The following is a 25032-nucleotide window of genomic DNA, read 5'->3' on the forward strand; positions in this document are numbered from 1 at the left end:
GGCTCAAAACAAATATCCCGCCAACATTTTCAAGAGATCGATAACGGGAATTTCGATGGCCAGCACCGGCACCATCGGCAAGGCCGCCGCCGCAAACAGAGTGATGACGGTTTGCCGGCCGATGGGCACCATGCGAACGGCACTCACGGCTTCGTGCATGGAACGCACGTCCGCCACGGGGCCGAGTTCCGGAGCATTGAGCAGAGCGTCGTCGCGAACCGTTTCTCCTCGGATCCAGCGGCGGTCGACCAGTCTCCCGTGCTGTCCCGCCAAGGCGCCGTAATCGAGCAGGGCCTTGCGCCGCAGGCGTTTCAACTTGCCGATGAGCACCAGCAGCGGGCCTAAACACAGAGACAGTGCGAGCATCACATAAAGCGCCATGGGCATCCTCAAGGACTCCACGCGCGCACCGTGGTAAAGAACGCTGTGCGCGAAGTGCGAGGCCAGCACCATGGATACGCCCAATATGAATGGAATAAACACCTGCGGGGCCATGCCGAGAAAACCCAGGCCGCCGGCCCGGTCCGGATGAACCGGAACGAGCTCGAGGTCCAGCTTGGAAACGCGTAGCAACAGAATCCCGAATACCACGACGCGCCATACCCACAACCCTATCAGGAAGCTGAAAATCGGGCGCAGCACGAGGAGATACCACCATCCCGCGAAGATGAGCCCGATCGGGTCGGTATCCCGGTCGATGGCCCAGGATGCCTCGTGCAGCCGCTCGAACTGCTGCACGGCAAAAATCACGTTCGCTGTCACGAGGCTGACGAGGATCGCGAAGATCCACCAGGAATTCAGCAAGCGGTCGGCGGTATTCAAAGCCGCGCGGAACTTCGGCATCGAAGATTCGCCGACCAGTCCCGAGACGACAAAATGGCGAATCAGCGATTCGAGGCGCAAAAGGGCGCTTTCGCCGATGATGAAGAGCGGTATCGCGATCAGGCAACGAGAATGAATGGCGAAGTGAAGGAGCAAGGGTTCCGAGATTTCGCCGCCGAATGCCCGACCGGCGAGCGAGGCCGGGACGACGATGGGCACCCAGCACAACAGCGCGAAGAACAAGGCGCGCCGCTTTACGCCCAAATCATGGGACGGTGCCAGCCCGATCGCCCGTTGCAGGCGAAAGAACGGGTCCTTGCCCACGAACAAATGTGTAATGCCGTGATCCGGTTCCTGTCGATCCATTCCACCGTCCCTTGATAGCCGTGGTGAACTTTTTGTCCGGAACTACGGTATCACATTGACGCTGAAAATTTTTCGTCGGATGCTGTGAGTTAGCGGTCGAACCGCGATCTAAAAAGGTAACCGCTCGCCCCGCTTTCGAGGCGGGAACGGAAATCGGCTCGTTTTGAAAAAAACCTTGGAGGGACTGATCATGTGGTCGATTTATCGTCGCTGTACAGCGGAGTTTATCGGAACGTTCTGGCTGGTTTTCGGCGGCTGCGGCAGCGCCGTTCTTGCCGCCGCCTTCCCGAATGTCGGAATCGGATTGCTCGGCGTATCCCTGGCATTCGGTTTGACCGTGCTGACCATGGCCTATGCCGTGGGCCATATTTCCGGCGGCCATTTCAATCCGGCGGTTTCCGTCGGTCTTTGGGCCGGAGGCCGCATACCGGGGTCCGACCTAGCACCGTACATTGCATCTCAGGTTTTCGGCGCGATCCTCGGCGCCGGCGTGTTGTATCTGATCGCGAGCGGAAAGGCCGGATTCGATGTCGCCGCGGGATTCGCCGCCAACGGTTACGGCGAACATTCGCCCGGAGAATATTCCATGGGCGCGGGCTTTTTAACGGAAGTCGTGATGACCTTCATGTTCCTCATGATCATACTGGGCGTCACCGACTCGCGCGCTCCTCAAGGGTTCGCGCCGCTGGCCATCGGCTTGGGCCTCACCCTGATTCACCTGGTGAGCATTCCGGTGACCAACACTTCGGTGAATCCGGCCCGAAGCACCGGCCCCGCGTTGTTCGTGGGCGATTGGGCGCTAGTCCAGCTCTGGCTCTTTTGGGTCGCCCCCCTGATCGGAGCCGTTCTCGCCGGACTGGTCCACCGCTGGTTGTCGGCAACCATCCATCGCGAGGATTGGCAGGCGGCCGCCGCAACCCGGGGACCGAAGACGATTCCATAGCTGCAGGCGGCCCAAAAATCGGACGGCTTGGGCTGACTTCGGCACAGTTCTAAAGCCAGCCGGGCGCACAAGGATGTTGCCCCGGTTCCATCCCCGTTTGCTTTGATTCATGGGACGATTCATCTCCGAAATCCATAAAAAAACCCGGCCGGAGCCGGGTATCCCCGCAGGTCTGGACTGACATCGAGGTTAATCTTCAGCTTAGCGGAGATCCACCGGTTCACAACCCGCCATAGGCAGCACCCCAGCTTATTCAAACACGGGTGAAGCCGCACCGGAATTAGAGCGGTTTCCGTTCGCATGTAATTCCATTCGGCATTCGAGTGAATATTCATCGTAGGATGGGTAGAGCGAAGCGAAACCCATCGATGGTGGGTTAGCCCCTAGTCTCCGCTCGGGACAGGCCCTTCGACAAGCCTGTCCTGAGCATCGTCGAAGGGCTCGGGACAGGCTCCGCGTAACCCACCGATTGGAAGTCGCTCGGTGGGTTACGGCGCACGCGAAGTGCAGTGACCGGCGGTCGGTCAGTGCTGATGGGCGCCTAACCCACCCTACAAAACACGAATTTCTGATCGAAAGCGATCTGGAATAGGAGTTGATTGAAACCGGCTCCCGCAGGCCATAAACCCATCCGGCAACAGATCTAAGCCTCCAACTTGCATTCACCGAGTTTGGCCGATCCCGTCGGGGGACGTTCTCAATGTTCTCCCTCTCTCGGCCAAGCCCGCTTTCCGGCGCCGGTAGGTCGGCAAGGGATTGCCGACCTACCTGTCGGGCGCTCTGACACCGAATCGGAAAATGCTCTAGGGTCGAACGCTGCATCAGTATCGATCTCTCCCGAGTTTAAGCAAACGGAGCAGGTGATGACTGCCATAACAGTCAAGACCAAAGGCATGGCGGTTGCCGAGCGAACGACTCTCGGTATGGAACCTTACGGATAGTCAGAAAACCCCGCTGGGCCTAAGTTATCGACCTTTGTGGAGACTGTGGAGGAGGCATGAACGGTCCGACCGACGAAGGGAAAAAGCGATACCCGCCCAACGGCTTGTATCAAGCCAAGTACATGACCCAGCCGCACGCCTGTACGTGCACGGCGGAGTGTACCGATCCCTGCGATGGCGAGGACTGCGGTTGCAGCGCATGCCTGGCGCTACACGACGGTGTGGCTTCCATCGACTGATCGTGCCAATCCATAACGAGTGTCGGCTCGAAGGCAAGCCCGAGCTGCAAGACCTATGGTCGGGCTACGGCCGGATTTTCCATCACTTGATCGGCAGGCATGAAAAGTCGGGATTACCGAACCTCTGCCTGAGGTTTCAAACTGCGGATTCAATACGGAACGGTGCCATGCGTCTGTCTTTCTCTAAACATCGGGGTAAAGGGGCAGTCGCACGATGAATTCACTCCCTCGGCCGGAGCCTCCGCTTTCGGCTTCGACCCACCCGCCGTGCAGTTCTACGATGCGCTTGACGATGGTCAGACCGAGCCCCAACCCGCCTTGAGCGCGGTCCACGGTGCGCTCGGCCTGGGTGAAGGGCGTAAAGAGGTGAGGTAACAACTTGCCGGGTATGCCTTCGCCCGTATCCCGAACCGAAACGACCGCCTCGCCGTTCTCCCGAGTTAGGCTCAGCCAGATCCGACCGCCTTCCGAGGTGTACTTTGCTGCGTTGTTGAGCAGGTTCGACACGACCTGAACCAGGCGCACGCTGTCCCCCTCCACCTGAATCGGGTCTTCCGGGATGAAAATGGTGAGGGCGTGGCGCCGCGCCTCGACGAAGGGCCGCGCGGTTTCGACGGCTTGGGCGATCACGGCGGCGAGCTCCACCGGCGTTTTTTTCAGTGCCAGCTTGCCTTGGACGATCCGCGACACATCCAAGAGATCGTCCACCAGCCGGATCAACTGGGTGACTTGACGGTCGATCACCTCACAGGCCCAGATCAACTTGGGCTCCGACGCGCCGAATTTGCGCTGGATGTGGACGGCATTCCGGATCGGCATCAAGGGATTGCGGAGCTCATGCCCCAGCATCGCCAGAAATTCATCCTTCCGGCGGTCGTATTCCAGGCGCAGTTCTTCGGCTCGCTTGCGCTCGGTGATGTCCAGGAAGGTGCCGATGATCTGCAGGACCGATCCGTCGGCCTCGCGGGCGAACACCCCATCTCGCGAAATACACCAGATCCAACGGCCGTCAGCGGTTCTGATCCGGTACTCGATTTCCAGTGTTTCGCCATTGGCCGTGTCGAGCAAGGCCTTGAAATGGGCGATGATGCGGCCTTGGTCGTCAGGGTGAAACAGATTGAAAAAGTCCTTCCCGCTCAGGCTCTGGAGGTCCTCGAGGGTATAGCCCGTCAGCTCGGTGCACTGGGCATTGATGAAGACATCCCGCCCGGCTTTCACATCGTAGATGTAGAGGCCGTTCAGAGAGGACATCAGGACCTTCTTGGCGAAGGCATCCCGCTCCTTGAGCTGCTGCTCGGCCGCTTTGCGCGCGGTGATGTCGCGGGCAATCGTGGACGCGCCCATGATTCGGCCCTGTTCGTCTTGCAGCGGCGAGACGGTGAGCGAGATGGCGATCCTTCGGCCGTCCTTGCCGAGACGCTCGGTCTCATAGTGATCAACCCGCTGGCCCTGGCCGATTTTCATGAGAATCTCCAAATCCTCCGCCTGCCGTTCGGGCGGAATGATGAAGCTGATGGGGCGGCCGATGGCTTCGTCCGCGGCGTAGCCGAACAGCCGCTCCGCGCCGGCATTCCAGCCGGTGATGACTCCATCCAGGGTCTTGCCGAGTATGGCATCGTCGGAAGACTCCACGATGGCCGCCCATTGGCGCTGCAAGGCATCCGTGCGCATCCGCTCGGTAAGGTCGGTGAGAGCCGTCAAATACCGGACCTCCTCCGCGTCATGGGTGAAGGTTTTCCGGCTGGCGAGCTGGACGGCGAGGCGGTCTCCCGTTGATGTTAGAAGGGTCAGCTCCGCCATGGCTTGCTCCTGCTGCAGACAGCCTTTGAGATGCGTTAGAAGTGTGGATTGGTCTTCGGGAGCCACGTAGCGGCGCAAGGGAGAGCCCACCAGATGCGTGCGCTCCCGGCCGAGCATTGTCGCCCCGGCCATATTGATGTCTCGGATCACCCCCTCAGAGTTCAGGCTCACATAGCCGATCGGCGCCCCGTCATAGAGCTCGGCATAGCGGTTGCGGGACCGTTTAAGGGCCCGCTGGGCCTCCTGAAGTTCGCGGTTCTGGGCCTCCAATTCCCGCACCTGTGCCTGGAGTTCACGGATCGTCCGCGTCAGCTCGTTTCGAAGCCGCTGAACGTCGCTGCAGTCCCGGCACGCTGCCAGGCTATGAAGAAGCTTGGCATCCGATAAGTCTTTGATGGTGGTCATTCTGGGATCCCCGTCTCCTCTTAAGTAACGTCATGGGCATCCCAGCCACTTCCGCCGCACCCAACGGGTACCGTTCTTCCCCCAGGAGGCGGCGGACTGAAAAGTTCTCCTTAGACTCGTTTCAAGGCCACGGTTGCACTGATCGCCGGGGATTGGACTCAAAAAATTGAATTTCACGAACGGCCATTGCCGGAATGTTTCCAGAGCAAACCTTGGGCGGGATAGCCGGCAGCCCGCGTGATCGGATTTCACCCAGCCGAATCGGAGCTGCGTCGATCGGATACTTATCTGTACTGTCACCCGAATGGCTTTGGAAAAAGCACCCAACGTTCGGTAAGAGCGCTTGTCAAAAATCAATCGGACTCAGAAAAGCGGTCCACCAATTCAAAGGAGTAAATGTCATGAACACCATTACGGTCAGAACCGATGGAGCCAGGGTCGGCGGTATCTGGTATGACGCCGGCTGCTACAGGGCGCCATTGCACGCGCAATTCGAAGGCCCCGGCTATTACTGGCTCGAACCCGTGGCCGATCATCATGGCGTCAGGTATTTCGAGAAAGGCATCTCGCTCGGGGCCTGCGATACCCAAGCGCAGTTGGATAGCGCGATTGACGTGGTGATTCGTGAGCATGGCGAGATGACGGATTCCATTTGGTTGCTCGGCGCAACCACCGCAATCAGCATTACCGTGGAGACGTTCGACCGATAAGCCTCGCTCCACGGCCAGAACCCGGTTCCGGCCGGATTTCTTGGTCTGTTACGAAGGCTTATCAGAGAGACAAGGATTTGTACTTATTTTGTGGCTGAATCAGATTCGGTCTAATGGGGCTCCCACGGGACACGCGCCGGAGGACGAGCCGGCCGGCCGAACCGCCGCCCCAACCAGCCGTTCGGGTTCTGGCTTCGTTCTTTTCCGACCAAGCACCCGCTTCGATTGACGGGTCGGTCTGATCGGCGGGACCGGCCGCCGACACTTGTTCCAAAGGACGCTATGGATAAGCGAAGGACGCCGCCCAGATCGTGACGCCTAACCCGATAAGAAAAGGCATCGTTTCGCTTCGGCTGGCGTTTCGAGCCGTGGACCGAGGCGTTCGGAGCAGGTGAAGACGACCGCGATCAACTAGATGCCCGAGCTCTGGGCAGGGAGCGACAGATGATCAAGGACGCTTTCATTCTCGACCTAGCCGCCTACGAAGACCGAGGAGCGGATAAATCGCATGCTCCCGGCGTCTGCCGTTTCAAGTGAAGCCGAAGGGTAGCTCTAAATGTCAGTCCAGACCTATCGCGCTTAATGGAAGCACATGGCCTCGCGCGCATCATCGGCCGAATAGGTGGCCAAGCCGATTGGATTTCCCATTTCTCATCCAGGAAGGAGAGCAAAATGGCCGTTAGTCAAGATTTCGCCAGAGTGGATCTGTCCGTGAAACCATATCTGGGCAGCGGCGCCCAGGAAATGCATCTGGAAAGCATTGTCCGGCTGTGGCGGGAACGTTTCGACGAAGACCACATCGAGAAGAGGCAGATCCTGTTCCGATGGCTGACCGAGAGGAATCCGTTCCGGGAGGGGCGTACGCCTTACTATCTCCTCACTCACGGCGGGCAGGTCGTCGGCATGCACGGACACATGCCGCTCAGATTTTCTCTGAGAGGCCGTCAGATGACGGGATATCTGGCGCATGACGACCTGCTGGCAAAGGCGTATCGAGGGAAGGGGCTCGGAAAGGTCCTGCTTCGTGGCGTGGCCGAACAGACCACCGATTTCGCCGGTGCCCTCTGGTTCAACGAGCCCAATCGCCACCTCTACCTCAAGGCTGGATGGCTTCCCGTCCCGGACTTTTATCCCTACTTCAAGATACTCGATCCGGCACCCTTCATCCGGCAACGGGTCGGCGGGCGCATTTCCCGCACCACACTCTCTTTGCTGGCCCGGAGTGCGCTTCGGGTGGGGGAACTCGCCCTTCGCGCCAGAATACCGCGGCGGATAGCCATCATCCCCATGATGCATTTCGACGAGCGCTTCGATGAGTTTTTCTCTAGGGTGTCTCCCGCCTTCGGACTGATGGTCGTCCGGGACCACTGGTATCTCAACTGGAAATTCGTCGAGCGTCCGTTCAGTAACTACCGGCGGTATGCTGCGTTCAATAACCAGGATACCCTCTGCGGGTATGCCGTGATCAAGCGAGCGAAAACGGGGGACCGTCTCCGCGGCCAAATCCTCGACATACTCGCGGATCCTCGGGAGCCGGAAGCGTTCGAGGGATTGCTGAACCAGTGCCTCCAGGATTTCAAGCGAAGCGGAGTGGATTGTGCGGAGATCATGTGCACCTACCCACCGTTCATCCGACAGCTTAGGCGCGCCGGCTTCCTGCGGGCACGCACACCGGAGCCGTTTATGGCCTGCAAGTGGGAGCAGCAGTTTGAGCGGTCTTTCGTCTCCAGCATTGGCAACTGGTATCTCACCTTCGGCGATGCCGATGGGGATGCCTGGGACGTGAACTCTCCGGAGCCCTGGTAGGCAGATCGCACCGTCGATCCTCCACGACCGTTCCCCCAAGACAGGTTCGGATGGATACCGTGGCCGCTACCCCGCGTGTTCCAGCCGAGCAAGGTGGGCACGGAATGTCCTGCCCGCTTTACCCGCGCTTTGCGTGAGAGCCTCGGATCGATTGGTTTCACGAGATGGTGGTCAATCTCGGCGGCTTGGCTCGGTGCGTCCTCTTGAGTAAACCGGTCAAAGATCTGGTGCATGCGCTCAGGGATAACCCTCATACCAATCGGTCTCTAAACGTGACCGGCCGTTTCAATCAGTCTCAAGAGGCCTTTTTCGTTATCCACTCAAGGAGAGGACTTATGAAACTCAAGCACCTAGGATACGTAGCATTGTTCAGTGGCTCGATCGCATCGAGCGCCGCCTTCGCCGCGGAATATGGCACTGCCGCGGAAGCCCGTGCCATGCTGGAGAGGGCTGTCGCCGAGCTCAAGAAGGACAAGGCCGATGCTCTGGCCAAGTTCAACCAAGCCGAGGCCGGTTTTCGGGATCGCGACCTCTATCCGTTCTGCGCCGGCCCGGATGGCCGCATTACCGCCCACCCAACGGAAGTCGGCACGAACCTCAAGGAGATGAAGGATCAGAACGGCAAACCCTTCGGCACGGAAATGTTCAAGATCGCGGAGGAAGGCAAGATCAAGGAAGTGACCTATGTGTGGCCGCGCGCTCCTGGCACCCAGTCGATTCCGAAAGTGAGCTACGTGACCAAGGTGGACGACCAGGTATGTGGAGTCGGTTATTACAAGCAATAAAGAGTCGCCTCAAACTCGCCGAAAGGAGAGCGTGCCATGCCGTCTCTATGGGGGTCGCCACCTAGCACAAAGGGCGAGGAACTTGGATGGGGCCGCAAGCGCCTGTCCAAGGCGGGTCCCTCCTGGCCGGCTAAGCCATTGCGGCGCAGGCAAGATTTTCTGTTACGAGCTTTTGCGGACGTACTTCTTTCCTATCTGACGCTGGCATTCGCATGTCAGGCATGCGACGGAGACGAATAGCTGATCAGACAGTGAAAAGCCGCTGGCTAAATATCAATCTTAGGTATATTCACTTATTGTTGCCATCCGGAGGGAAAAGGAACAATCCCATGGGGGTTATCGGCGAATTCTTTGGGAGGGACAATATGGCCAAACCGGCATTGGGCAATGCTATTGGTATACTCGCAGCGCTCGGACTCGCAGCCGTGATATCCGGCTGTGAAAGCACGAAGAAAAAGCCCCCCGGCGTGCAACCCGAAGGACGGGAAAAAACCACAAAAACCCGAGCGCTCGAATCCGGGGCTGCCATGCTGCAAACCCAATCGCCCCTGCGTCCGATGGATATCTATCTATCGGGTTTCCACGTCGCCAAGAGGGACCCATCCCATCAGATGGAGGCGCATCATTATTGCCGGCAAGTCAACGAGGACTTTGCCCAGTGCGTGCTGTTCGACGGCAACACCGCCGACGCCAATCTGATCGGCATCGAGTACATTATCTCGGAAACGCTGTTCGAGTCTCTGCCCGCGCAGGAAAAGAGATACTGGCATCCCCACAATTACGAGATCCTTTCCGGCCAGCTCACGGCGCCGGGGATACCCGACGCAGCCGAGAAAGAACTCATGAGAGGAAAAATGAACAGCTACGGCAAGACCTGGCATGTCTGGAACTCGGCGCCGTTCGGAAAACGCGGCGACAGGATGCCTCTGGGCGGCCCTGTCCTGGAATGGTCGTTCAATCGCGACGGCGAGGCGTTACCCGGCTTGGTCGAAGAGCGGGACCGGCGTATGGGGACCGACATCGTTCAGGAACGCCTCAACCGAAAAGATCTTGTTCCCTTGGCCAAACCTCAAAGCGGCGTAGACGTTTTGAAAAAGAAGTTCCCGAGACCGACCAAATCCATTCCGGGCGTTATAAACAAGAACAGTAAGCTGTCCAGAAAAAAGAACCCGGACGGCCGATTATCAGACAGAAATTGACCGTAAGCGTGAAAGCGTCCGTCGTACGCAGAGAGCCTTCACACGAGCGGTGAGGCGGATCGAGTCGCTCCGGCTTCACCGCCCTTCAGCCACAAGCCAAGCCGTTCAGCAGGAATAACTCATTCGCTTCCCGACGGCGGATAAGTCCTTGGCGCGGCCGGACTTTCCGAAGGCGGACGCGCTGAAGTCTCCTTCCCAACGTCTCGATGGGTTACGATCGTCAGTTCCACGCGCCGGTTTTGCGCCCGGACGGCCTCGTCTGTGCTCGCGGTTTTCGGCATTCTCTCCCCCATGCCTTCTTGCGAAATGCGGGCGGCGTTCACTCCGTTGGATGTCAGGTAACCCGCTACCGTGCCGGCACGTTGCTCGGAGAGCCGTTGGTTGCCCTTGTCCGAGCCGATGTCGTCGGCATGTCCGGTGACGGTGACGGTTGATTCAGGGTATTGGTTCAGAACCGAGGCCACCGATTTCAGCGTGCTTTGCACCTGCGGCGTCAGGCTGGCGGACCCGAATGCGAACGGGACATCCAAGTCGAGAGTGTTTTCCGTGGTACGTTGCACCTCTACACCGGCATCCTCGAGCGCCAGCCGTATCGCTCGTCCCGAGCGGTCCACGCCCACGACTTTGCCCAACGGACGCTTCTCACCAGTGTGCGGATCGGTCGCACAGCCCACCACCATCAATGAGCACAAGCCTATTGCAAGCCATCGCCTATTCATAACAACCTCCTGTCACCTCGGTATTCGATGGATCGTCGGACATCGCCGACATCGGTCAACCGTTCCGGCATCTCCTTTCAACATTCGTTTCAAGGGCTTACATTGTGTTCAGACCTTTTCAGGGGCTCGTAGTTGCCCGCCAAGTGATGGGAAGAATCATCCGACAATCATGAACACTCCCATTCGGTCTCGAGACCCGATTGCGGGACCTTAATGAAAGGGAATTAAGCACCGACAATACTGTCTCCCTCTAAAGATGACGGACGGCGAGAAAGCGCATTGGGTCCGCAAGGAATGCCCGACTATGGAGGATAACGTATGAAACCCGCCGCTGGATTGATCGTTCTCGCGCTGGTGACGGCCTTGGGCGGCTGCGCCACCGCGAGACCGGTACTCTACCCCAACGAGCATCTTCAGAATGTAGGACAAGTTGCCGCCGATCAGGATATCGCCGAGTGCAAGTCCTTGGCCGAAGCGGCCGGCGCAGACTCTCGCGCAACCGGCGCCGGCCGGGCCGCCAGAAACACGGTAGGCGGCGCCGCCATGGGCGCGGCGACCGGGGCGGTCGGCGGGGCCGTGGTCGGGTCGGCCGGCGCCGGCTCTGCTATCGGCGCCGCGAGCGGCGCGGCGGCAGGGCTGATTCGATCCATGTTCGGCCGCTCGGGGCCGGATCCCGCTTATCAGTCGTTCGTGAACCGATGCTTGCAGGAACGCGGTTACGACGTCGTCGGTTGGGACTGATCGTCGGGTTCTCCCTTCAGAAAGCCGATGATTGGAAGATTTATTAACCCGGCCTATAAATATAGGCCGGGTTAATCCGGGGCAGGGATGCCCCGGCGCGGCGACAAGCCGCGTGAGTCCAGGCCGGGCGTGTACCGGGCCTGGGCGGCGGCCCGAAATACCAGGAGGGTATTTACGGGCCTGATTAATAATACACTCGCCCATCGTCACGGCCGCGTTTCCGCCAGTCTATCGAGCATGCCCCGGATCGCTTCGATCTGCGGTCCGTTCTTGGTGTGATAATCGGCGCTGTCATACCCCCACCAGTCCCAACAGGCATTGGGATTCCATACGAAATTCAAAGTCCAGAACGGCCATCCCCAGCCATAGCGCGCTTCCGTCTGCGGATATAGGACGATCAGATCGTTGGTGTCGGCCCAGCGGTTGTAGCCCGCCTGCCGGTAAAAGGCGTCGCCGACTTTATCCTCGTTTTGCAAACAGCCGTGGAAGGCGACATGCACCCGGCAACGCCTGGTATTACACGAATCCGGAATATACGCCATCCCCGAATCGCTCATGCTGTGATCGTGGGCCTTCCGGTCGGGCAGAAATTCGTTCTGATCGAACGCGACGAAACGCCCGCCGGGCTCGGCGGCGGGCGTTTCGAGCGGCCCATGGCTGTGAGCCAGCAGAGCTCCTGCCGCATCGTAGTCGCAGTCGTTGAGGAACGGAGGCCCCGTATAGGAGCAGGCGGCTCCGTCGGTTTCCGTAATCATGGCATGCCCTGCGTCCAGGTCTTTCTTGTAGACGATCCCGTCATCGCCCACATAAGACCGGTAATAACGAAACAAGGCGTCCATCACCGGCTGTTCGACGACCCGATCTTCGGTACCGGAAAATAACCACACCCGGTCGGCCCGAAGTTGAACGGGATCGTCGATGGCACCGGACTGCGCAAGCTGGTCGGTAAGATTCTTGAGATGCGCGGCATCGGGGACAGGATGGGTTTCATCGGGTTTCATACAGTTCCGTGTTGCCCTGCCGGAGTTGTTCTCGGCGCAGTAATACGGTCCGCCGGCGATGACCCCGGCGCCGCGGACGATACCGGAATGGGCGACATGGAACTGCACCGCCAGATAAGCGCCCGAGGAAATCCCCGAGACCGAGGTCTGTTCAAGATCGACGCCGTAGGCGGGTAGACGCTCCGCTTCGGCATCCGCGCCCACGCTCAAGATGGCCAGCCCGGCAGTCAATAGCATTCCGCCAATATTTCGCAACACGCTGAAACCGTCCATGATGTCGTTCTCCCTGTGCTCGTATTCGGTCGCTCTCCACAGCACGATACGGCGGATTAGCCCGATTTTGGCGCCCGCTGCGCCATTCTTTATACGACAGCCACGAAGGCCGTTTTTTCCCGGCCCTGTTTAAGCGGAGGATTGACCTCTCATCCGAACTTGGCCTTAATACTCATGAGTTACTCACAAATTTGAACTCACGGCTTCAGTTGGAATGTTTCCACAAAAATGAGTAACTAATGAGGGCTATCCATGCGCGGACTCAAACCGGAAAAATACGCGGCGGCGCTGAGTTACTTGCGGCGTATGCTCAAAGAACCCGATAAGGCGCCGGAAATATTAGTAACTCACGATCGCGTCGCAGCCGAACAGCTCGATCTCTGTTCGGATCACCACCAATTGAACGCGTGGATTGGACGCCATCTGAACGACACCGGCTGGAAACGCCTGCAGAACGCCCTGAACCAGCGCCGGTGCTCGGAGAACTTGCAGCGGTTGAGCCTCAAGAAAAGCACCTACGCCGCCTTGGCCAAGCTGGCCAAGGAACAGCGAATGACGATCAACGAGGCCGTCGAGCACCTCCTGCAATTGCGGAAGGCGGAATCATTAGTTACTCAGCAATCACCCGAATCAGCGGCAGCCGACGATGTTAGCGAGGAGATGCTGATCTGGATGATGGCTCGATCTTCGGGTTCCGAGCCGTAGAAGCTTCGAATCTCGGAGCGGGTGGAAGGGCTCAGAGCTAAGAGCCTATGCCAGTAAGTCCCAAACCCTTCGACGGGCCTGTCCTGAGCTAAGTCGAAGGGCTCAGGACAGGCCCGTCGAAGGGCTCAGAGCGAACGGCCTACTGAGATAGGCTCTAAGACCAGGATTTCCGGGGAAGCACCGTTTGGGGTACATAAACTTGACAGTCCCCTTCGACGCAATGATATCGTCGGATCAGAATCGCAATCCAAATGGCACTAGGGGAACTCGCTCACCATCATGTACGCGCCGTATTTTCAGCTCAGCGAGCCCCCCTTTTCCATTGCCCCGAATCCGCGCTATCTCTATCTGAGTCCCCAGCACCAAGAGGCGCTGGCTCATCTTTTGTACGGGATCAGTGTCGGCGGGGGATTCGTCGTGCTGACGGGCGAAGTCGGCACGGGAAAAACCACTTTGTGCCGCTGTCTGCTCGACCAACTGCCCGAAGACGTCGATCTCGCCCTGATTTTCAACCCGCGGCTGAACCCCCGCGAACTGCTCGCCAGCATTTGCGACGAACTGCACATTGCTTATCCCGAAGAGCGGGCCAGCCTGAAGCAATTGATCGACCTGCTGAACCGGCATCTGCTCGAAATCCACGCACGGGGGCGACGGACCATCGTTTTGATCGACGAAGCGCAGAACCTCAGCTTCGAAGTGCTGGAACAGATCCGGCTGCTTACCAATCTCGAAACCAACCAGGCCAAGCTGCTGCAAATCATCCTGGTCGGACAACCCGAACTCGGCATTCTTTTGGCTCAGCCGAACTTGCGGCAGCTTTCGCAACGGATTTCCGCGCGGTTTCACCTGCGTCCGCTGAATTTCCGGGAAACGATGGCCTACATCCGGCATCGCCTGGCCGTCAGCGGCGCCAGAGACACGCTGTTCAGCCGGCTGGCGGTCGGTGAAATCTGTCGCCGGTCGGGCGGAATTCCGCGTCTCATTAATCTTATTTGCGACCGGGCATTGTTGGGCGTTTACACCCTTGGAAAAAGCAAAGCGGGCTATGCAATTGCCCGGAAAGCCGCCAACGAGCTGATGCCGAAAGCCGACATTACACGCTCCGTACGCTTTTCAGCCGTTACGCCGTTTGGCCTTCTGACCGTACTCGCCGTTTGCGGGTCGATCTATGCAGGCCTTGCGCTCCGTTCCGACCCGGCTGTCATACCGCGTCACTTATCGGCTCTGCTGGGTCCGCTTTTGGCCGACGATCCGCCCATTGTTCAGCCGAAGCCGGATGCCCCGGTTCCTTCAGCGCCCTCAACCGCGCCGAAAAGCGCCCCGGAGCCCGAGAAAACCGCAGACGCGCCCCCCACCGCAGCGCGCGCTCCCGAGCCGGTGTTTGCCGAGTTGATGTCAGACTCCGGCCTGACCCGCGACAAGGCTTTTGCCCGACTCCTGGCTTTGTGGCAAATCGAGCCGCCGGTCGACGCGACCGACTTTTGCCAATTTGCCGAACAAAAGGGATTGCACTGTCTGTCGACCAACGGCAACTGGTTCCAACTGCGAAGCCTCGATCATCCGGCCGTACTGGAATTCGCAGTGCCGGACGGCACGAAGCGCTATGCGGTCCTGGTCGGCATCCGCGACGACAAGATCGAGCTGAGCTTCGGTACTCAACGCCATGCTTTCGAACTCGCGGACATTCTTCCATTTTGGCGGGGCGGTGCCGCTTTGCTCTGGAAGCCGCCCAAGGGCGACGCCAGAACGTTAGTCGCGGGCAGCAAAGGTGAAGCCGTGAGGTGGTTGAGACGGATGCTGCGTGCACCGGCTGAAGACGGAGCCGACGACTATTTCGACACAAAACTCAAGGCCCGCGTGGTCGCCTTTCAGGTGGAACACGGGCTGAATCCGGACGGCGTAGCGGGTCCCTATACCATGATTTATCTTGCCAAGAGAGCCGATGATCCAGGCATTCCCAGGTTAACCTCAGGTCCTCGATAAAACCGGAACAGCGCCGATGTCCTACATTCTCGAAGCACTCCGAAAATCGGAACGCGAACGGCAAGCGGGCCAAGCCGCGCCGCCCGTTCCCATCCCGCTCGATCAAGCACCGCCGCGGCGCCGCGGTCTGGCGTGGTCGGCAGCGTTTCTCATCGTGCTTAACGGCGCCGTCCTGGGCTATCTTTGGCTCACTCGATGGGGAAACAATGGACCGGTAACGCAGCCCACCGCGGCCGAATCGGCCGGACCAACCGTTGAACCCGCCGCGGTTAAGAACGCTGCCGCACCCGGCGTCACGGCGGTTCCATCGGATTCAGCCCCGGTGATATCGAGTCCAGAGGAAATCCCTCAGCCCGCGAGAGATATGCCACCGGCAGCCCAACGCCCAGAAGCGAAGGCCGACAATCCCGTCAATCCGCCGGTTACACCCCCAAAGCCTTCCAAACCCAAATCCGCACCCTCAGAATCTACGGAACGCTCCCCGACGCCGATAACCGAAAAGCGGCTCGGCAAACCGGCGGAAAAAACCCGGCAACCAATCGATCAGGAACCTCTAACGGAATCTGCTGCGAGCGAAAACGCCAACCCTCCGGTCGCTTTTCGGGCTCCCGCAAGCGCGCCGGAAACTCGCGACCTGCCGCCCCAGCCTCTCGCGGACGAACCCGCGATTCCGTTCATCCATGCCTTGCCCATCGATTTTCAGCAGCGGGTGGGCCCTATCACGATCAACGTATTCGCCTACTCCGAACAGCCGGAAGAGCGGTTTGCGATCATCGACATGAAAAAATACCGGGTGGGCGACAGCATCCAAGGCGGCGCGGAACTCCTGGAGATTCGCTCCGACAGCCTGGTGCTGCGGACGGAAGGGCGTAAATTCCGCATTCCGCGGCCGTAACGCCTTCGGTCCCGCCGGGCCACCGGCGAACAATGAGCGTCCATGCCCGCATACGTTACATCCGAAACCGGCCGCAATAGGAAAAGGTTCGCCCGAACCAGGGGTGAACGATCTCGAAATCCAGGCGCACTTCGTCATCGGATACCGGACTCTCGACGATAACGGCATCCCCGAGCAGTGCCCAATTGGGAATTCCGATCATCATCGGCCCCAGTTTCCAGCAGTGCTGCAATCCGGTGAACACCAGCGCCCCGTCCTCGACGCTGAGCCTCATGCGGATGCCGACCCCGAAGCGCAGAATCTCGACGATCTGGCCTCTGCCGGCCGGTTCCATTCGGGACAGAAATTCGGTAACTCGGCCGTCCGGGAAAGAGAAGGTGCGATGCCAGTAGAGGGAGTCGGGGGTCGTCGGGTCGGTTCTATTCCGAACCTTGACGGGAACATTATCGCCCGGATAAGGCACCAAGGCCTTGAACCAACGGGCAAGCATCAGCCAGGGCTTGACCAGGGGCGCATGGCGAATCTCGTCCATCACACCATCGAGAGTCATGTCTTCTGCAAATGATGGCGAGAGGTCGTAGTGCCGGCGCACGGCAGGAGCCAGCCGCGCCCAGTGCTCTTCTCCGAGAACCCGCCGAACGACGGGCATGTGGCGTACGGTCATAAATCCCCCTTTTCAAACGAATGTCGGCTTGCAAACCATCAGATACAGCGTAGCTAGCATGGCGATGAAGGCCGGCACCCCCAGCCAAAACCACTTATTCAGATCTCGCCAATAACGCTCGGGCAACGGCTCGCCGGTGGCAAGCGCCCGGTCGCAGTCGTTTCGCATGCGGATTTGAAGGTACACGACCGGCAGCCAGCAGCCCCCGGCGATGATATACATCAGCACGGACGCGACCAGCCACGGCGAATCCAGCGGATAACCGTAAAGCGCCGCAAGCGCGAACCCCGAGACCGGCTGGACGACGACGGTCGGCGTCGTGAACAGCCAATCGGCCAGCACCACACGCCGGTTGGTGATCGCCATCGCCTGCACATTGCGGCTGAGGTCGGTGGTGAACTTGAAAAAGGCGGTTCCCATACCGGTGCCGAACAGGAACATCGAACTCAGAATATGAACCCATTTGATGATCAGGACGTCCATCAGCGTTTCTCCGCGGCCATAATCGCCAAGGTAGCGATGAGAATCGGAATGTTCTTCGCGATCGGCGCGAAGGGATGGAGCCAAAATTCGGGCAAGCTTACGGTGATGACCGCGGTATAAGCGAGCATCGCCAAGAGCTGAAGCAGGCCCACCAGGACCACGTGAAAACGCGTCAGCAGAGCGACTCCGAGCACGACATCCAGGGAGGCGGCACCGTACAGCACCCAAGGAGCCGCCGAACCGGTAATGCCCGTGGCCGCCAAAAGCTCGAGACTTTCGCTCTCCGGAAAAAACAACGCCGAGGTCAGCCCCGACCAGATCCACAGCAGCGCCAAAGCGTACCGCAGGACCGGGATGATAAAGAACAGCCGGGCGTAGATCCGTTCGGCCGACGTGCCGGGTCGATTTCGGAGAGCGGATGCCAAGCCTTCGGTACGAAGCCCCAGGCGGGCGGACAAAATGTCCGGGTCCCCGGTATTGCCCCGCTGAAGCATGCGCAATGCTTCTCCGTTGAAAGGAGTCGCCGTCATCGCGCCGAGCCGGTCGGCAATGGCCAACAGCCAGCGATAGGGAATCGGAATGAAATGCGCTTCCCCCAAGCCTAGCCAATTTCTGAGCACGCCCAGACACTCGCGCAATGTCATGGGCTCCGGCCCGACCACGGGAAGCCGCAGGCGAGCCGGCGCACCGGATTTCAGCAGCCGCAGCACGGTCCGCGTCAAGTCGTCCACGTGTACCGGCTGAATCTTCTGTCCGCCGTCGCCGACCAACGGGATGACCGGCAGGGCCGCGAGCGCGCAGAAAAGAGCCGAACTCTGCCCGCCGGGTCCGAACACCAGCGAAGGCTGAAGGATGGACCAATCGAGATCCGTCGTCGCCAGGAAATCGTCGGCGGCCTTTTTGCTGAGGTGATAACGGCTGAACGCCGAATCGTCTGCACCCAGAGCGGAAATTTGAATGACCTTCCGTACGCCGGCCCGGCGGCACGCCTCGAACAAGGCTATCGGGGCATCGCGATGCACGTCGTCGAACCGGCTGTTCCGACGCTCGGCAATGATCCCGACCGCGTTGATCACCGCATCGACCCCGTATAAATGGGGCAGCCAGTCGACAGGCTTCAAAAGATGAGCAAAGTCGATGGAAATCGATTGGACTCCCGGCGCATCACGGGAAGGCGATGCTCGGTGCACCCCCGCGATCACCTCATGCCCATCCCTCGCCAGCGCATGCACGATATGGCGTCCGATAAATCCCGAAGCTCCGGTCACAAGAACTCGCATCGCGATCTCCTTTTATTTCTGATATTTCAGTCTTAACAGAAAGATAAGCGCAAAAAATCAGCTCTTCGAGCCCAACAATTTCTCGATCTTGGCGCCCAGATCCAGCAACTTGATCAATGCCGGCCTCGGCAAGCGCCGTATCTGGTCGTACCAAGAAAGCAACCGCTCCAGGAACTTGGCCACCGCCTCGATACGGCGCTGCACTTCGGGCCCGCTTTCGTCCTCATTGGCGTCGAGGACGCATTCCCGGAGTACGGTCAGCGTGGGGTCCAACTCGCGGCGCTTGCGGTTCTCGGCAATGGCGAAAAAGGTGTCCCACAAATCCGAGAGGGCCTCGAAATGATCACGGCGGTCGCCTTTGACATGCAGCAGCTTGACCAGGCCCCAGCTCTGCAACTCCTTAAGACTGGTGCTCACATTCGAGCGCGCCACCCCCAGAGTTTCGGCGATCTCGTCGGCGGTCAAGGGTTTCCCGGCGAGGTACAGCAGAGCGTGGATCTGCGCCACGGTGCGATTGACGCCCCATCGCGACCCCATTTCCCCCCAGTGCAGAACGTATTTTTCCATGACCGGCGTGAGTTTCATATCTTTTTATCTGAATTTTCAGAACTGACGGAAATAATAGACCACGAGCCGATCTTGCAGTCAACTCGTTTTTGGTCGGCTAACGTTTACCGCCGGAACGACTCGGACCGCCAGGTTTGAGGCGATAATGCTTTCAGTCTCTCCTCGGGAAGCATTCAATACGCCCAAGCGGCCGCAACGCTGCGTCTTGGCCCATCGAACTGATGAACCAACGACTGTCGCTACGCCGCCTGCTCCATTTCAGGATCGTATTGCCCCAACGCCGCGGCTCCGTTGAAGCGTGCACGCCGGATGAGAGCTTGCTGGGCTGCGGTCTTGTTTTCCGCCTGGCCGCGCCAGATCGCCATCGGCGATGCCTGCAAGGCCCGGCTGAACGAGAAGGTCAACGTCCAAGGCGTTTTCAGGGCCTGGGCCTTCACATTGATCGCGTTGAGATTGGCGCTGGCGACCGTATCGCTCTGGCCGCCGGACAGGAAGGCAATGCCGGTGACTGCCACCGGTACGGTTCGCCTGAGGCAGGCCAGCGTCATCTCGGCAACTTCTTCAGGCGGCGCCTGACGAGGGCAGTCCGCGCCGGATAGCACCATGTTGGGCTTCAAGATCATGTCCTTGAACCCGACGCGGTAACGCGTGAGCGCATCGAAAACCTCATGCAGTGCCGCCTCGGTCGCCCATCGGCAGGTTTTGATATCGTGCGCTCCGTCCATCAGCACTTCGGGCTCCACGATGGGCACCAGCCCATGGACCTGACAGAGTCCGGCATAACGAGCCAGCGACTCGGCGTTCGCGCGCAAACACTGGGACGTGGGTATGCCCTCGCCGATGGCGATTACCCCGCGCCATTTGGCGAAGCGCGCCCCCATCCGGCGGTATTCGTCCAGCCGACCCGCGAGTCCGTCGAGCCCCTGGGTAAACCGTTCGCCGGGAAAGAACGGCAAGTCCACCAAGCCTTTGTCCACCTTGATGCCGGGAATGATCCCTCTTTCGGCGAGGAGTTCCGGGATAAGCTTGCCGTCGGATGCGCGCTGGCGAATCGTTTCGTCGTACAGAATCACGCCGCTGATGTATTTTTCCAGTTCCGGCGCGGTAAACAGCATCTCGCGATAGTCCCGACGAGACTCCTCGGTACATTCGATCCCGAGCTTCTTGAATCGTTTTTCGATGGTGCCGGTACTCTCATCTGCGGCGAGCAGTCCCTTGCCCGGCGCAACCATGCGCGCGGCTATTTGTGCCAACTCATCAGACATAAGCCCTCCTTCTTTAGCGTGGAAATTCATGTTCGGCTAACCCAAGTTGGAGATCAGCCGTACATAGGACCTTAGACCGAGCGCATCGCGGAGGGTGCCAATCGTTCCACGCCTGCCTGCATTTAAACTGCCGAAGGTCCGCTCCGGTCCGTCGCTTCCCGCATTATGATCAGCCGCAAACTTGCCCGTTTTCCCGCATTGTAGGCGCAACGCCCCACTGTTCGGATTGTCGAACAGATTTAACGAATCGACGGAGGGAAAAGCCATGCACGTCAGCTATGAAGAAGCACAACGCGCCATCGCCGCAGCACTTAAAAAATCCGAGGAAATCGGCGCACGCAGTTGCATCGCCGTGGTGGACTCCGGCGCAACCCTGAAGGCGTTTGCCCGGATGGACGACGCTTGGGTCGGCAGCATCGACATCGCGATCCGAAAGGCACGGACTGCCTGTTTCTTCGGCATGCCGACCGGCGAGATCGGCAAGATGTCGCAGCCCGGAGGATCGTTGTATGGAATCGAGGTTTCCAATGAGGGCTTGATCACCTTTCCCGGCGGGCTCCCTATTGTGAATGCCGATGGCGTTCTGATCGGCGCTATCGGAGCGAGCGGCAGTACGGTCGAGAATGATCACAGGGTTGCAATGGCTGGGTGCGAGGTGATCGGTGTGTCCGATCTACCGGAACATCCCTGGCGAACCTGAAAATCAGAGGAGCGGAACGCTATGGACGAGAAACAAATGGCGAAAAGCTTAGGCTGGTTCAGTATCGGTTTGGGCCTTGCCGAAGTCGCGGCACCGAGGAAAGTCGCCGATATGGTCGGCCTCGACGGTCGGCACGGCATTGTGCAACTGTTCGGACTTCGCGAAATCGCGACCGGGATCGGCATACTCATGCAGCCCGGAAATCCCAATTGGCTCCAGGCGCGGGTTGCCGGCGACGCGCTGGACCTGGCTTTGCTCGGATCGGCTCTGGGCGAAGACAACCCGAAACGCGGCAGAGCGGCGGCGGCCATGGCAGCGGTAGCCGGCGTGACGGCCCTGGACATCATCGGCAGTGAACAACTGAGCCAGAGCACCGGAACCAAAAGTGGCACCATCCATGTGCGGGAAAGCATCACGATTGACCGCCCGGCCGAGGATATTTACCGGTTCTGGCGCGATCTCGAGAGCCTTCCGCGCATCATGAATCACATCGAATCCGTGCGGGATATCGGACCGGGCCGTTCCCATTGGGTTGCAAAGGCACCTGCCGGAATGCATGTCGAATGGGATTCGGAAGTGATCGAAGACCGGCCGAGCGAATTGATTGCCTGGCGCTCGCTCGAAGGCGCGGATGTGGACAATGTCGGGTCGGTACGCTTCGAGCGTGCACCGGGCGGACGCGGCACGGTAGTCAAGATAGAGATGGATTATCGGCCGCCGGGCGGCATCATCGGCGCCAAGATCGCGAGGCTGTTCGGCGAAGCGCCCGAGAAGCAAATCGCCGTGGACTTGCACCGCTTGAAGCAGCTCATGGAAACCGGCGAGATCGCAACCACCGAGGGGCAACCCGCGGGGCGGGCTCGCAGCCTGTCGAGAAAGTACGACGAAATCGTCCAAACGTGACACTAAATTCCGCCGCCCGTTTTCATAGCGCTCAGCGGCTCATCGATTCGGACAAGGAACACTGTCATGAAAGCGAATTGTTGGTACGGCAAGAACGATCTTCGGGTGGAACAGGTACCCGATCCGGAAATTCTCAACCCACGCGATGCCATCGTAAAAATCACATCGACCGCAATCTGCGGCTCCGATTTACACCTTTACGACGGTTTCATCCCGGCGATGGAAAAGGGCGACATCCTCGGCCACGAATTCATGGGCGAAGTCGTCGATGTCGGACAGGGCGTAAAGAACCTGAAGGTCGGCGATCGCGTGGTGGTCCCTTTTCCCATCTCTTGCGGCAACTGTTTCTTCTGTCAAAAAAAGCAGTATTCGCTATGCGAAAACTCCAACCCGAACGCGGTGATGGCCGAAAAGCTCTGGGGGCATTCGCCGGCGGGAATCTTCGGTTATTCGCACCTGGTCGGCGGATATGCCGGCGGGCAAGCCGAATATGCGCGAGTCCCCTTCGCCGATGTCGGCCCGATCAAAATCGAGAACGGCTTTACCGACGAGCAGGTTCTGTTTCTTTCCGACATCTTCCCAACCGCCTACATGGCGGCGGAAGCCTGCGACATTCAGCCCGGCGATACCGTGGCGGTTTGGGGATGCGGACCGGTGGGCCAGCTCACCGTCAAGAGCGCCTATCTGCTTGGCGCAGAGCGGGTCATCGCGATAGACCGTTTCCCCGATCGGCTGCGCATGGCGCGTGAACAAGGGGGGGCGGAGACGCTCAATTACGAGGAGGTCGATGTCTACGATTCGCTCATGGGCATGACCGGAGGCCGTGGACCGGACGCCTGTATCGATGCCGTCGGCATGGAAGCGCACGGACACGGCATTCAATACGCCTACGACCGCGCCAAGCAGGCGACGATGCTGGAGACCGACCGGCCCATCGTGCTGCGCGAGGCCATTATGGCCTGCCGCAACGGGGGTACGGTTTCGGTTCCAGGAGTCTACGGCGGATTTATCGACAAGTTTCCCATGGGTTCCGTCATGAACCGGTCGCTGACCATCAAGACCGGGCAAACCCATGTGCAACGCTATCTGCAGCCGCTACTCGAGAAAATCCGGAACGGGGAGATCGACCCGAGCTTCATCGTTACGCATCAGATGCCGCTCGACGATGCGCCCGAGGGCTACGAGATGTTCAAGCACAAGCAGGACGAATGCATCAAGGTCGTGCTGAAGCCGTGAGTAGGAATGAGCAGGTCTTCCAAGTGAAGACTTCCAAAAAGAAAGGCCTGCCGGGAAGCAGGCCTTTTTAAGATAACGGTTAAAATTGAGGGACAGTTTCCGCGTTGGCTGATGGTCGGTTAAATCGTCAGGCTCATTGAGCTTTATGCTCGAATTCACCCGCCGACCAAATCCGATGGATTGCGGTCTTTGCCGACAAGCGATCGTTCTTCACTTCGCTCCTCTCGGCCCAACTACTGAGCCGGTTGTTCACCCGGCGGTTGTTCACCCGGCGGTTGTTCACCCGGCGGTTGTTCACCCGGCGGTTGTTCACCCGGCGGTTGTTCACCCGGCGGTTGTTCACCCGGCGGCTGTCCACCCGGCGGCTGTGCACCCGGCGGCTGTGCACCCACGGTGATGGATGTGAGCTGGCCGCGAATTTCCCCTTGGGGGTTCTGCTCCGAGTGTACATTCACATAGATGTTTCCGGCCTGAATGGCCTGAATCAACTCAGACATGTTGGTGATCGGGGTGCCAATTGTAGTCGAGCAGCCCATCTGTTCAGCAGTCATTTGGTCCGCCTCCTGAACGATATTGGCATCCGACACGGTTGCTCTAAGTTCAAGTGGTGCAATTAAGCCACCTCGGACCATTCCCAACAAGTCTACGACTATCGGACCGGCTTGCCCCGGTGGAGCGCAATGCAAATGCGCCTGGGTCAGTCTTGTCCCATCTTCGGTGTCGACTTGTTGCAATTGCTGCACGCTGACGTGGTAAGTTAATTGTGTCGAATCCTGATTGAGGGTAAAGATTCCCACCCCCCGGACTGTGGACTCGACTGGCGGAACCTCTTCCTGGCCCGTCAAATTCGCGACAAACGGTCCCTGTCCTTCTTGACTATAGACAGTGCCAGAAAATAATCCGGCCAACAAAATCGATATCGCTTTTTTGCGCATGATCATATCCCTATCCTCCGTGTAAATCCTCTGTTCCCGGTGACACACCACTTCGAGAACGATTACAACTCTGTAAGTAAATCCAGACTTACGGACCTGCCCTCTTGTTCTTCTGTGATTCGATGTTGCTACAGGTGCTTCCGTTCCGACACAGATTTCCTCATTTGCGAAACAGTGTTTTTCTTATTAGTAAATTATCTGAGACAGAGGTAGATATGTCATTGGACCAAACCGCTGCGTTCCAAGATATCGGGCAATATTGTCGGCGCTGTTTTCCGCTGCGATGCAATGACGAACATCGGCCGCACCGGGAGGGCAATTCCGCGGGGTAATAACGCACGATCACAATTGCACCGGTTGCGAACGGATAAGGTTGGTAATTACTGTCGGCGTTTCGGCCACGATTGTCCCCATCATCACGCGAGAGGTGAAAGGACAAATGCGCGAGATTGAAAGAATCGGTTCCGATAGGCATGAACTATCGAGCGTCGAAATATACTTCGGCTCCGAAGCCGCCGATCGCGCGAACACAAATCTGCGGTTTCGTCGCGAGGACAGGCCGCTTTCTCCAAGCATGGCACGCGAAATTCGTTGACCCAGCCTTGGTGAATTGCAAGACGCCGCTCTGGAGCGCCACCACGGAATGCCGATCGATCACCAATTAAC

The 25032-nt window shown here is 59.0% G+C and carries 23 protein-coding genes; 13 read left to right on the forward strand and 10 right to left on the reverse strand.

Features of this window, described 5'->3' with window-relative positions:
- Positions 1-3: 3 nt before the first annotated feature.
- The gene (locus ACR2TX_RS05180) at positions 4-1188 is read right to left on the reverse strand and encodes a hypothetical protein (RefSeq protein ID WP_434131468.1); all 1185 of its coding nucleotides are present in this window, start codon (positions 1186-1188) and stop codon (positions 4-6) included.
- A 190-nt stretch (positions 1189-1378) separates the two neighbouring features.
- Between ACR2TX_RS05180 and aqpZ the strand changes: the two genes are divergently transcribed.
- Positions 1379-2131, forward strand: coding sequence for an aquaporin Z (gene aqpZ / locus ACR2TX_RS05185; RefSeq protein WP_077730894.1), 753 nt, complete (start codon positions 1379-1381; stop codon positions 2129-2131).
- 997 nt (positions 2132-3128) lie between these two features.
- Positions 3129-3311 carry a hypothetical protein gene (locus ACR2TX_RS05190; RefSeq protein ID WP_077730824.1) on the forward strand — a complete coding sequence of 61 codons (183 nt, stop codon included), beginning with the start codon at positions 3129-3131 and terminating at the stop codon, positions 3309-3311.
- Positions 3312-3494: 183 nt separating this feature from the next.
- Here ACR2TX_RS05190 and ACR2TX_RS05195 read toward each other — a convergent pair whose 3' ends face one another.
- Positions 3495-5516, reverse strand: a complete 2022-nt coding sequence (locus tag ACR2TX_RS05195) for a PAS domain S-box protein (protein ID WP_434131469.1) — start codon at positions 5514-5516, stop codon at positions 3495-3497.
- Positions 5517-5917: 401 nt separating this feature from the next.
- Here ACR2TX_RS05195 and ACR2TX_RS05200 point away from each other — a divergent pair, with 401 nt between their 5' ends.
- From ACR2TX_RS05200 to ACR2TX_RS05215, 4 genes are all read left to right on the forward strand, one after another.
- Positions 5918-6226: a hypothetical protein gene (locus tag ACR2TX_RS05200; protein ID WP_077730822.1), complete on the forward strand. Its 309-nt coding sequence runs from the start codon at positions 5918-5920 to the stop codon at positions 6224-6226.
- A 672-nt stretch (positions 6227-6898) separates the two neighbouring features.
- A complete protein-coding gene (locus ACR2TX_RS05205; protein ID WP_434131471.1) occupies positions 6899-8032 on the forward strand; it encodes a GNAT family N-acetyltransferase in 1134 nt (377 codons plus the stop codon).
- A gap of 335 nt (positions 8033-8367) precedes the next feature.
- Entirely contained in the window at positions 8368-8817 is a 450-nt protein-coding gene (locus tag ACR2TX_RS05210) for a cache domain-containing protein (protein ID WP_077730820.1), read from the forward strand.
- A 365-nt stretch (positions 8818-9182) separates the two neighbouring features.
- Positions 9183-10016, forward strand: coding sequence for an OBAP family protein (locus ACR2TX_RS05215; RefSeq protein ID WP_077730893.1), 834 nt, complete (start codon positions 9183-9185; stop codon positions 10014-10016).
- Positions 10017-10135: 119 nt separating this feature from the next.
- Here the strand turns inward: ACR2TX_RS05215 and ACR2TX_RS05220 are convergent, their stop codons facing one another.
- Positions 10136-10735: an OmpA family protein gene (locus ACR2TX_RS05220; protein WP_086133441.1), complete on the reverse strand. Its 600-nt coding sequence runs from the start codon at positions 10733-10735 to the stop codon at positions 10136-10138.
- Positions 10736-11053: 318 nt separating this feature from the next.
- Between ACR2TX_RS05220 and ACR2TX_RS05225 the strand changes: the two genes are divergently transcribed.
- Positions 11054-11476, forward strand: coding sequence for a glycine zipper family protein (locus tag ACR2TX_RS05225; RefSeq protein WP_077730818.1), 423 nt, complete (start codon positions 11054-11056; stop codon positions 11474-11476).
- Positions 11477-11682: 206 nt separating this feature from the next.
- On the opposite strand, the gene ACR2TX_RS05230 is transcribed toward ACR2TX_RS05225, so the two are convergent.
- Entirely contained in the window at positions 11683-12750 is a 1068-nt protein-coding gene (locus ACR2TX_RS05230; RefSeq protein WP_434131472.1) for an extracellular catalytic domain type 2 short-chain-length polyhydroxyalkanoate depolymerase, read from the reverse strand.
- Between the two features lie 252 nt (positions 12751-13002).
- Here ACR2TX_RS05230 and ACR2TX_RS05235 point away from each other — a divergent pair, with 252 nt between their 5' ends.
- The 3 genes from ACR2TX_RS05235 (at position 13003) to ACR2TX_RS05245 (ending at position 16333) form a co-directional block, all read left to right on the forward strand.
- Positions 13003-13455, forward strand: a complete 453-nt coding sequence (locus tag ACR2TX_RS05235) for a hypothetical protein (RefSeq protein ID WP_133718047.1) — start codon at positions 13003-13005, stop codon at positions 13453-13455.
- 279 nt (positions 13456-13734) lie between these two features.
- Complete coding sequence (locus ACR2TX_RS05240) at positions 13735-15438, forward strand: AAA family ATPase (RefSeq protein ID WP_434131473.1); 1704 nt, start codon at positions 13735-13737, stop codon at positions 15436-15438.
- Positions 15439-15454: 16 nt separating this feature from the next.
- Positions 15455-16333, forward strand: a complete 879-nt coding sequence (locus ACR2TX_RS05245) for a general secretion pathway protein GspB (RefSeq protein ID WP_156881342.1) — start codon at positions 15455-15457, stop codon at positions 16331-16333.
- A gap of 55 nt (positions 16334-16388) precedes the next feature.
- Here ACR2TX_RS05245 and ACR2TX_RS05250 read toward each other — a convergent pair whose 3' ends face one another.
- The 5 genes from ACR2TX_RS05250 to ACR2TX_RS05270 form a co-directional block, all read right to left on the reverse strand.
- A complete protein-coding gene (locus ACR2TX_RS05250; RefSeq protein ID WP_077730813.1) occupies positions 16389-16997 on the reverse strand; it encodes a DUF4166 domain-containing protein in 609 nt (202 codons plus the stop codon).
- A gap of 12 nt (positions 16998-17009) precedes the next feature.
- Positions 17010-17480 carry a DUF2269 family protein gene (locus tag ACR2TX_RS05255; protein ID WP_077730812.1) on the reverse strand — a complete coding sequence of 157 codons (471 nt, stop codon included), beginning with the start codon at positions 17478-17480 and terminating at the stop codon, positions 17010-17012.
- Positions 17480-18760: an NAD(P)H-binding protein gene (locus ACR2TX_RS05260; RefSeq protein WP_086133437.1), complete on the reverse strand. Its 1281-nt coding sequence runs from the start codon at positions 18758-18760 to the stop codon at positions 17480-17482. Before ACR2TX_RS05260 ends, ACR2TX_RS05255 begins: the two co-directional genes overlap by 1 nt.
- A gap of 57 nt (positions 18761-18817) precedes the next feature.
- Entirely contained in the window at positions 18818-19345 is a 528-nt protein-coding gene (locus ACR2TX_RS05265; RefSeq protein ID WP_086133436.1) for a GbsR/MarR family transcriptional regulator, read from the reverse strand.
- 221 nt (positions 19346-19566) lie between these two features.
- Positions 19567-20592, reverse strand: coding sequence for a class I fructose-bisphosphate aldolase (locus ACR2TX_RS05270; protein ID WP_077730809.1), 1026 nt, complete (start codon positions 20590-20592; stop codon positions 19567-19569).
- A 265-nt stretch (positions 20593-20857) separates the two neighbouring features.
- On the opposite strand from ACR2TX_RS05270, the gene ACR2TX_RS05275 reads away from it, so the two are divergent.
- The 3 genes from ACR2TX_RS05275 (at position 20858) to ACR2TX_RS05285 (ending at position 23431) form a co-directional block, all read left to right on the forward strand.
- The gene (locus tag ACR2TX_RS05275; protein ID WP_077730808.1) at positions 20858-21292 is read left to right on the forward strand and encodes a GlcG/HbpS family heme-binding protein; all 435 of its coding nucleotides are present in this window, start codon (positions 20858-20860) and stop codon (positions 21290-21292) included.
- 21 nt (positions 21293-21313) lie between these two features.
- The gene (locus tag ACR2TX_RS05280; protein WP_434110617.1) at positions 21314-22195 is read left to right on the forward strand and encodes an SRPBCC family protein; all 882 of its coding nucleotides are present in this window, start codon (positions 21314-21316) and stop codon (positions 22193-22195) included.
- Between the two features lie 66 nt (positions 22196-22261).
- Positions 22262-23431: a zinc-dependent alcohol dehydrogenase gene (locus ACR2TX_RS05285; protein WP_434110619.1), complete on the forward strand. Its 1170-nt coding sequence runs from the start codon at positions 22262-22264 to the stop codon at positions 23429-23431.
- 233 nt (positions 23432-23664) lie between these two features.
- On the opposite strand, the gene ACR2TX_RS05290 is transcribed toward ACR2TX_RS05285, so the two are convergent.
- Entirely contained in the window at positions 23665-24372 is a 708-nt protein-coding gene (locus tag ACR2TX_RS05290) for a CHRD domain-containing protein (protein WP_434131475.1), read from the reverse strand.
- Positions 24373-25032: the final 660 nt, after the last annotated feature.

It is taken from the genome of Methylocaldum sp. GT1BB (assembly GCF_051027545.1).
Taxonomy (GTDB): domain Bacteria; phylum Pseudomonadota; class Gammaproteobacteria; order Methylococcales; family Methylococcaceae; genus Methylocaldum.

Excerpts from the sequence above, each read along its gene's own strand:
- ACR2TX_RS05180 (WP_434131468.1), bottom strand. The coding sequence starts at position 1,188 with ATGGATCGACAGGAACCGGATCACGGCATTACACATTTGTTCGTGGGC.
- aqpZ (WP_077730894.1), top strand. The coding sequence starts at position 1,379 with ATGTGGTCGATTTATCGTCGCTGTACAGCGGAGTTTATCGGAACGTTC.
- ACR2TX_RS05190 (WP_077730824.1), top strand. The coding sequence starts at position 3,129 with ATGAACGGTCCGACCGACGAAGGGAAAAAGCGATACCCGCCCAACGGC.
- ACR2TX_RS05195 (WP_434131469.1), bottom strand. The coding sequence starts at position 5,516 with ATGACCACCATCAAAGACTTATCGGATGCCAAGCTTCTTCATAGCCTG.
- ACR2TX_RS05200 (WP_077730822.1), top strand. The coding sequence starts at position 5,918 with ATGAACACCATTACGGTCAGAACCGATGGAGCCAGGGTCGGCGGTATC.
- ACR2TX_RS05205 (WP_434131471.1), top strand. The coding sequence starts at position 6,899 with ATGGCCGTTAGTCAAGATTTCGCCAGAGTGGATCTGTCCGTGAAACCA.
- ACR2TX_RS05210 (WP_077730820.1), top strand. The coding sequence starts at position 8,368 with ATGAAACTCAAGCACCTAGGATACGTAGCATTGTTCAGTGGCTCGATC.
- ACR2TX_RS05215 (WP_077730893.1), top strand. The coding sequence starts at position 9,183 with ATGGCCAAACCGGCATTGGGCAATGCTATTGGTATACTCGCAGCGCTC.
- ACR2TX_RS05220 (WP_086133441.1), bottom strand. The coding sequence starts at position 10,735 with ATGAATAGGCGATGGCTTGCAATAGGCTTGTGCTCATTGATGGTGGTG.
- ACR2TX_RS05225 (WP_077730818.1), top strand. The coding sequence starts at position 11,054 with ATGAAACCCGCCGCTGGATTGATCGTTCTCGCGCTGGTGACGGCCTTG.
- ACR2TX_RS05230 (WP_434131472.1), bottom strand. The coding sequence starts at position 12,750 with ATGGACGGTTTCAGCGTGTTGCGAAATATTGGCGGAATGCTATTGACT.
- ACR2TX_RS05235 (WP_133718047.1), top strand. The coding sequence starts at position 13,003 with ATGCGCGGACTCAAACCGGAAAAATACGCGGCGGCGCTGAGTTACTTG.
- ACR2TX_RS05240 (WP_434131473.1), top strand. The coding sequence starts at position 13,735 with ATGTACGCGCCGTATTTTCAGCTCAGCGAGCCCCCCTTTTCCATTGCC.
- ACR2TX_RS05245 (WP_156881342.1), top strand. The coding sequence starts at position 15,455 with ATGTCCTACATTCTCGAAGCACTCCGAAAATCGGAACGCGAACGGCAA.
- ACR2TX_RS05250 (WP_077730813.1), bottom strand. The coding sequence starts at position 16,997 with ATGACCGTACGCCACATGCCCGTCGTTCGGCGGGTTCTCGGAGAAGAG.
- ACR2TX_RS05255 (WP_077730812.1), bottom strand. The coding sequence starts at position 17,480 with ATGGACGTCCTGATCATCAAATGGGTTCATATTCTGAGTTCGATGTTC.
- ACR2TX_RS05260 (WP_086133437.1), bottom strand. The coding sequence starts at position 18,760 with ATGCGAGTTCTTGTGACCGGAGCTTCGGGATTTATCGGACGCCATATC.
- ACR2TX_RS05265 (WP_086133436.1), bottom strand. The coding sequence starts at position 19,345 with ATGAAACTCACGCCGGTCATGGAAAAATACGTTCTGCACTGGGGGGAA.
- ACR2TX_RS05270 (WP_077730809.1), bottom strand. The coding sequence starts at position 20,592 with ATGTCTGATGAGTTGGCACAAATAGCCGCGCGCATGGTTGCGCCGGGC.
- ACR2TX_RS05275 (WP_077730808.1), top strand. The coding sequence starts at position 20,858 with ATGCACGTCAGCTATGAAGAAGCACAACGCGCCATCGCCGCAGCACTT.
- ACR2TX_RS05280 (WP_434110617.1), top strand. The coding sequence starts at position 21,314 with ATGGACGAGAAACAAATGGCGAAAAGCTTAGGCTGGTTCAGTATCGGT.
- ACR2TX_RS05285 (WP_434110619.1), top strand. The coding sequence starts at position 22,262 with ATGAAAGCGAATTGTTGGTACGGCAAGAACGATCTTCGGGTGGAACAG.
- ACR2TX_RS05290 (WP_434131475.1), bottom strand. The coding sequence starts at position 24,372 with ATGATCATGCGCAAAAAAGCGATATCGATTTTGTTGGCCGGATTATTT.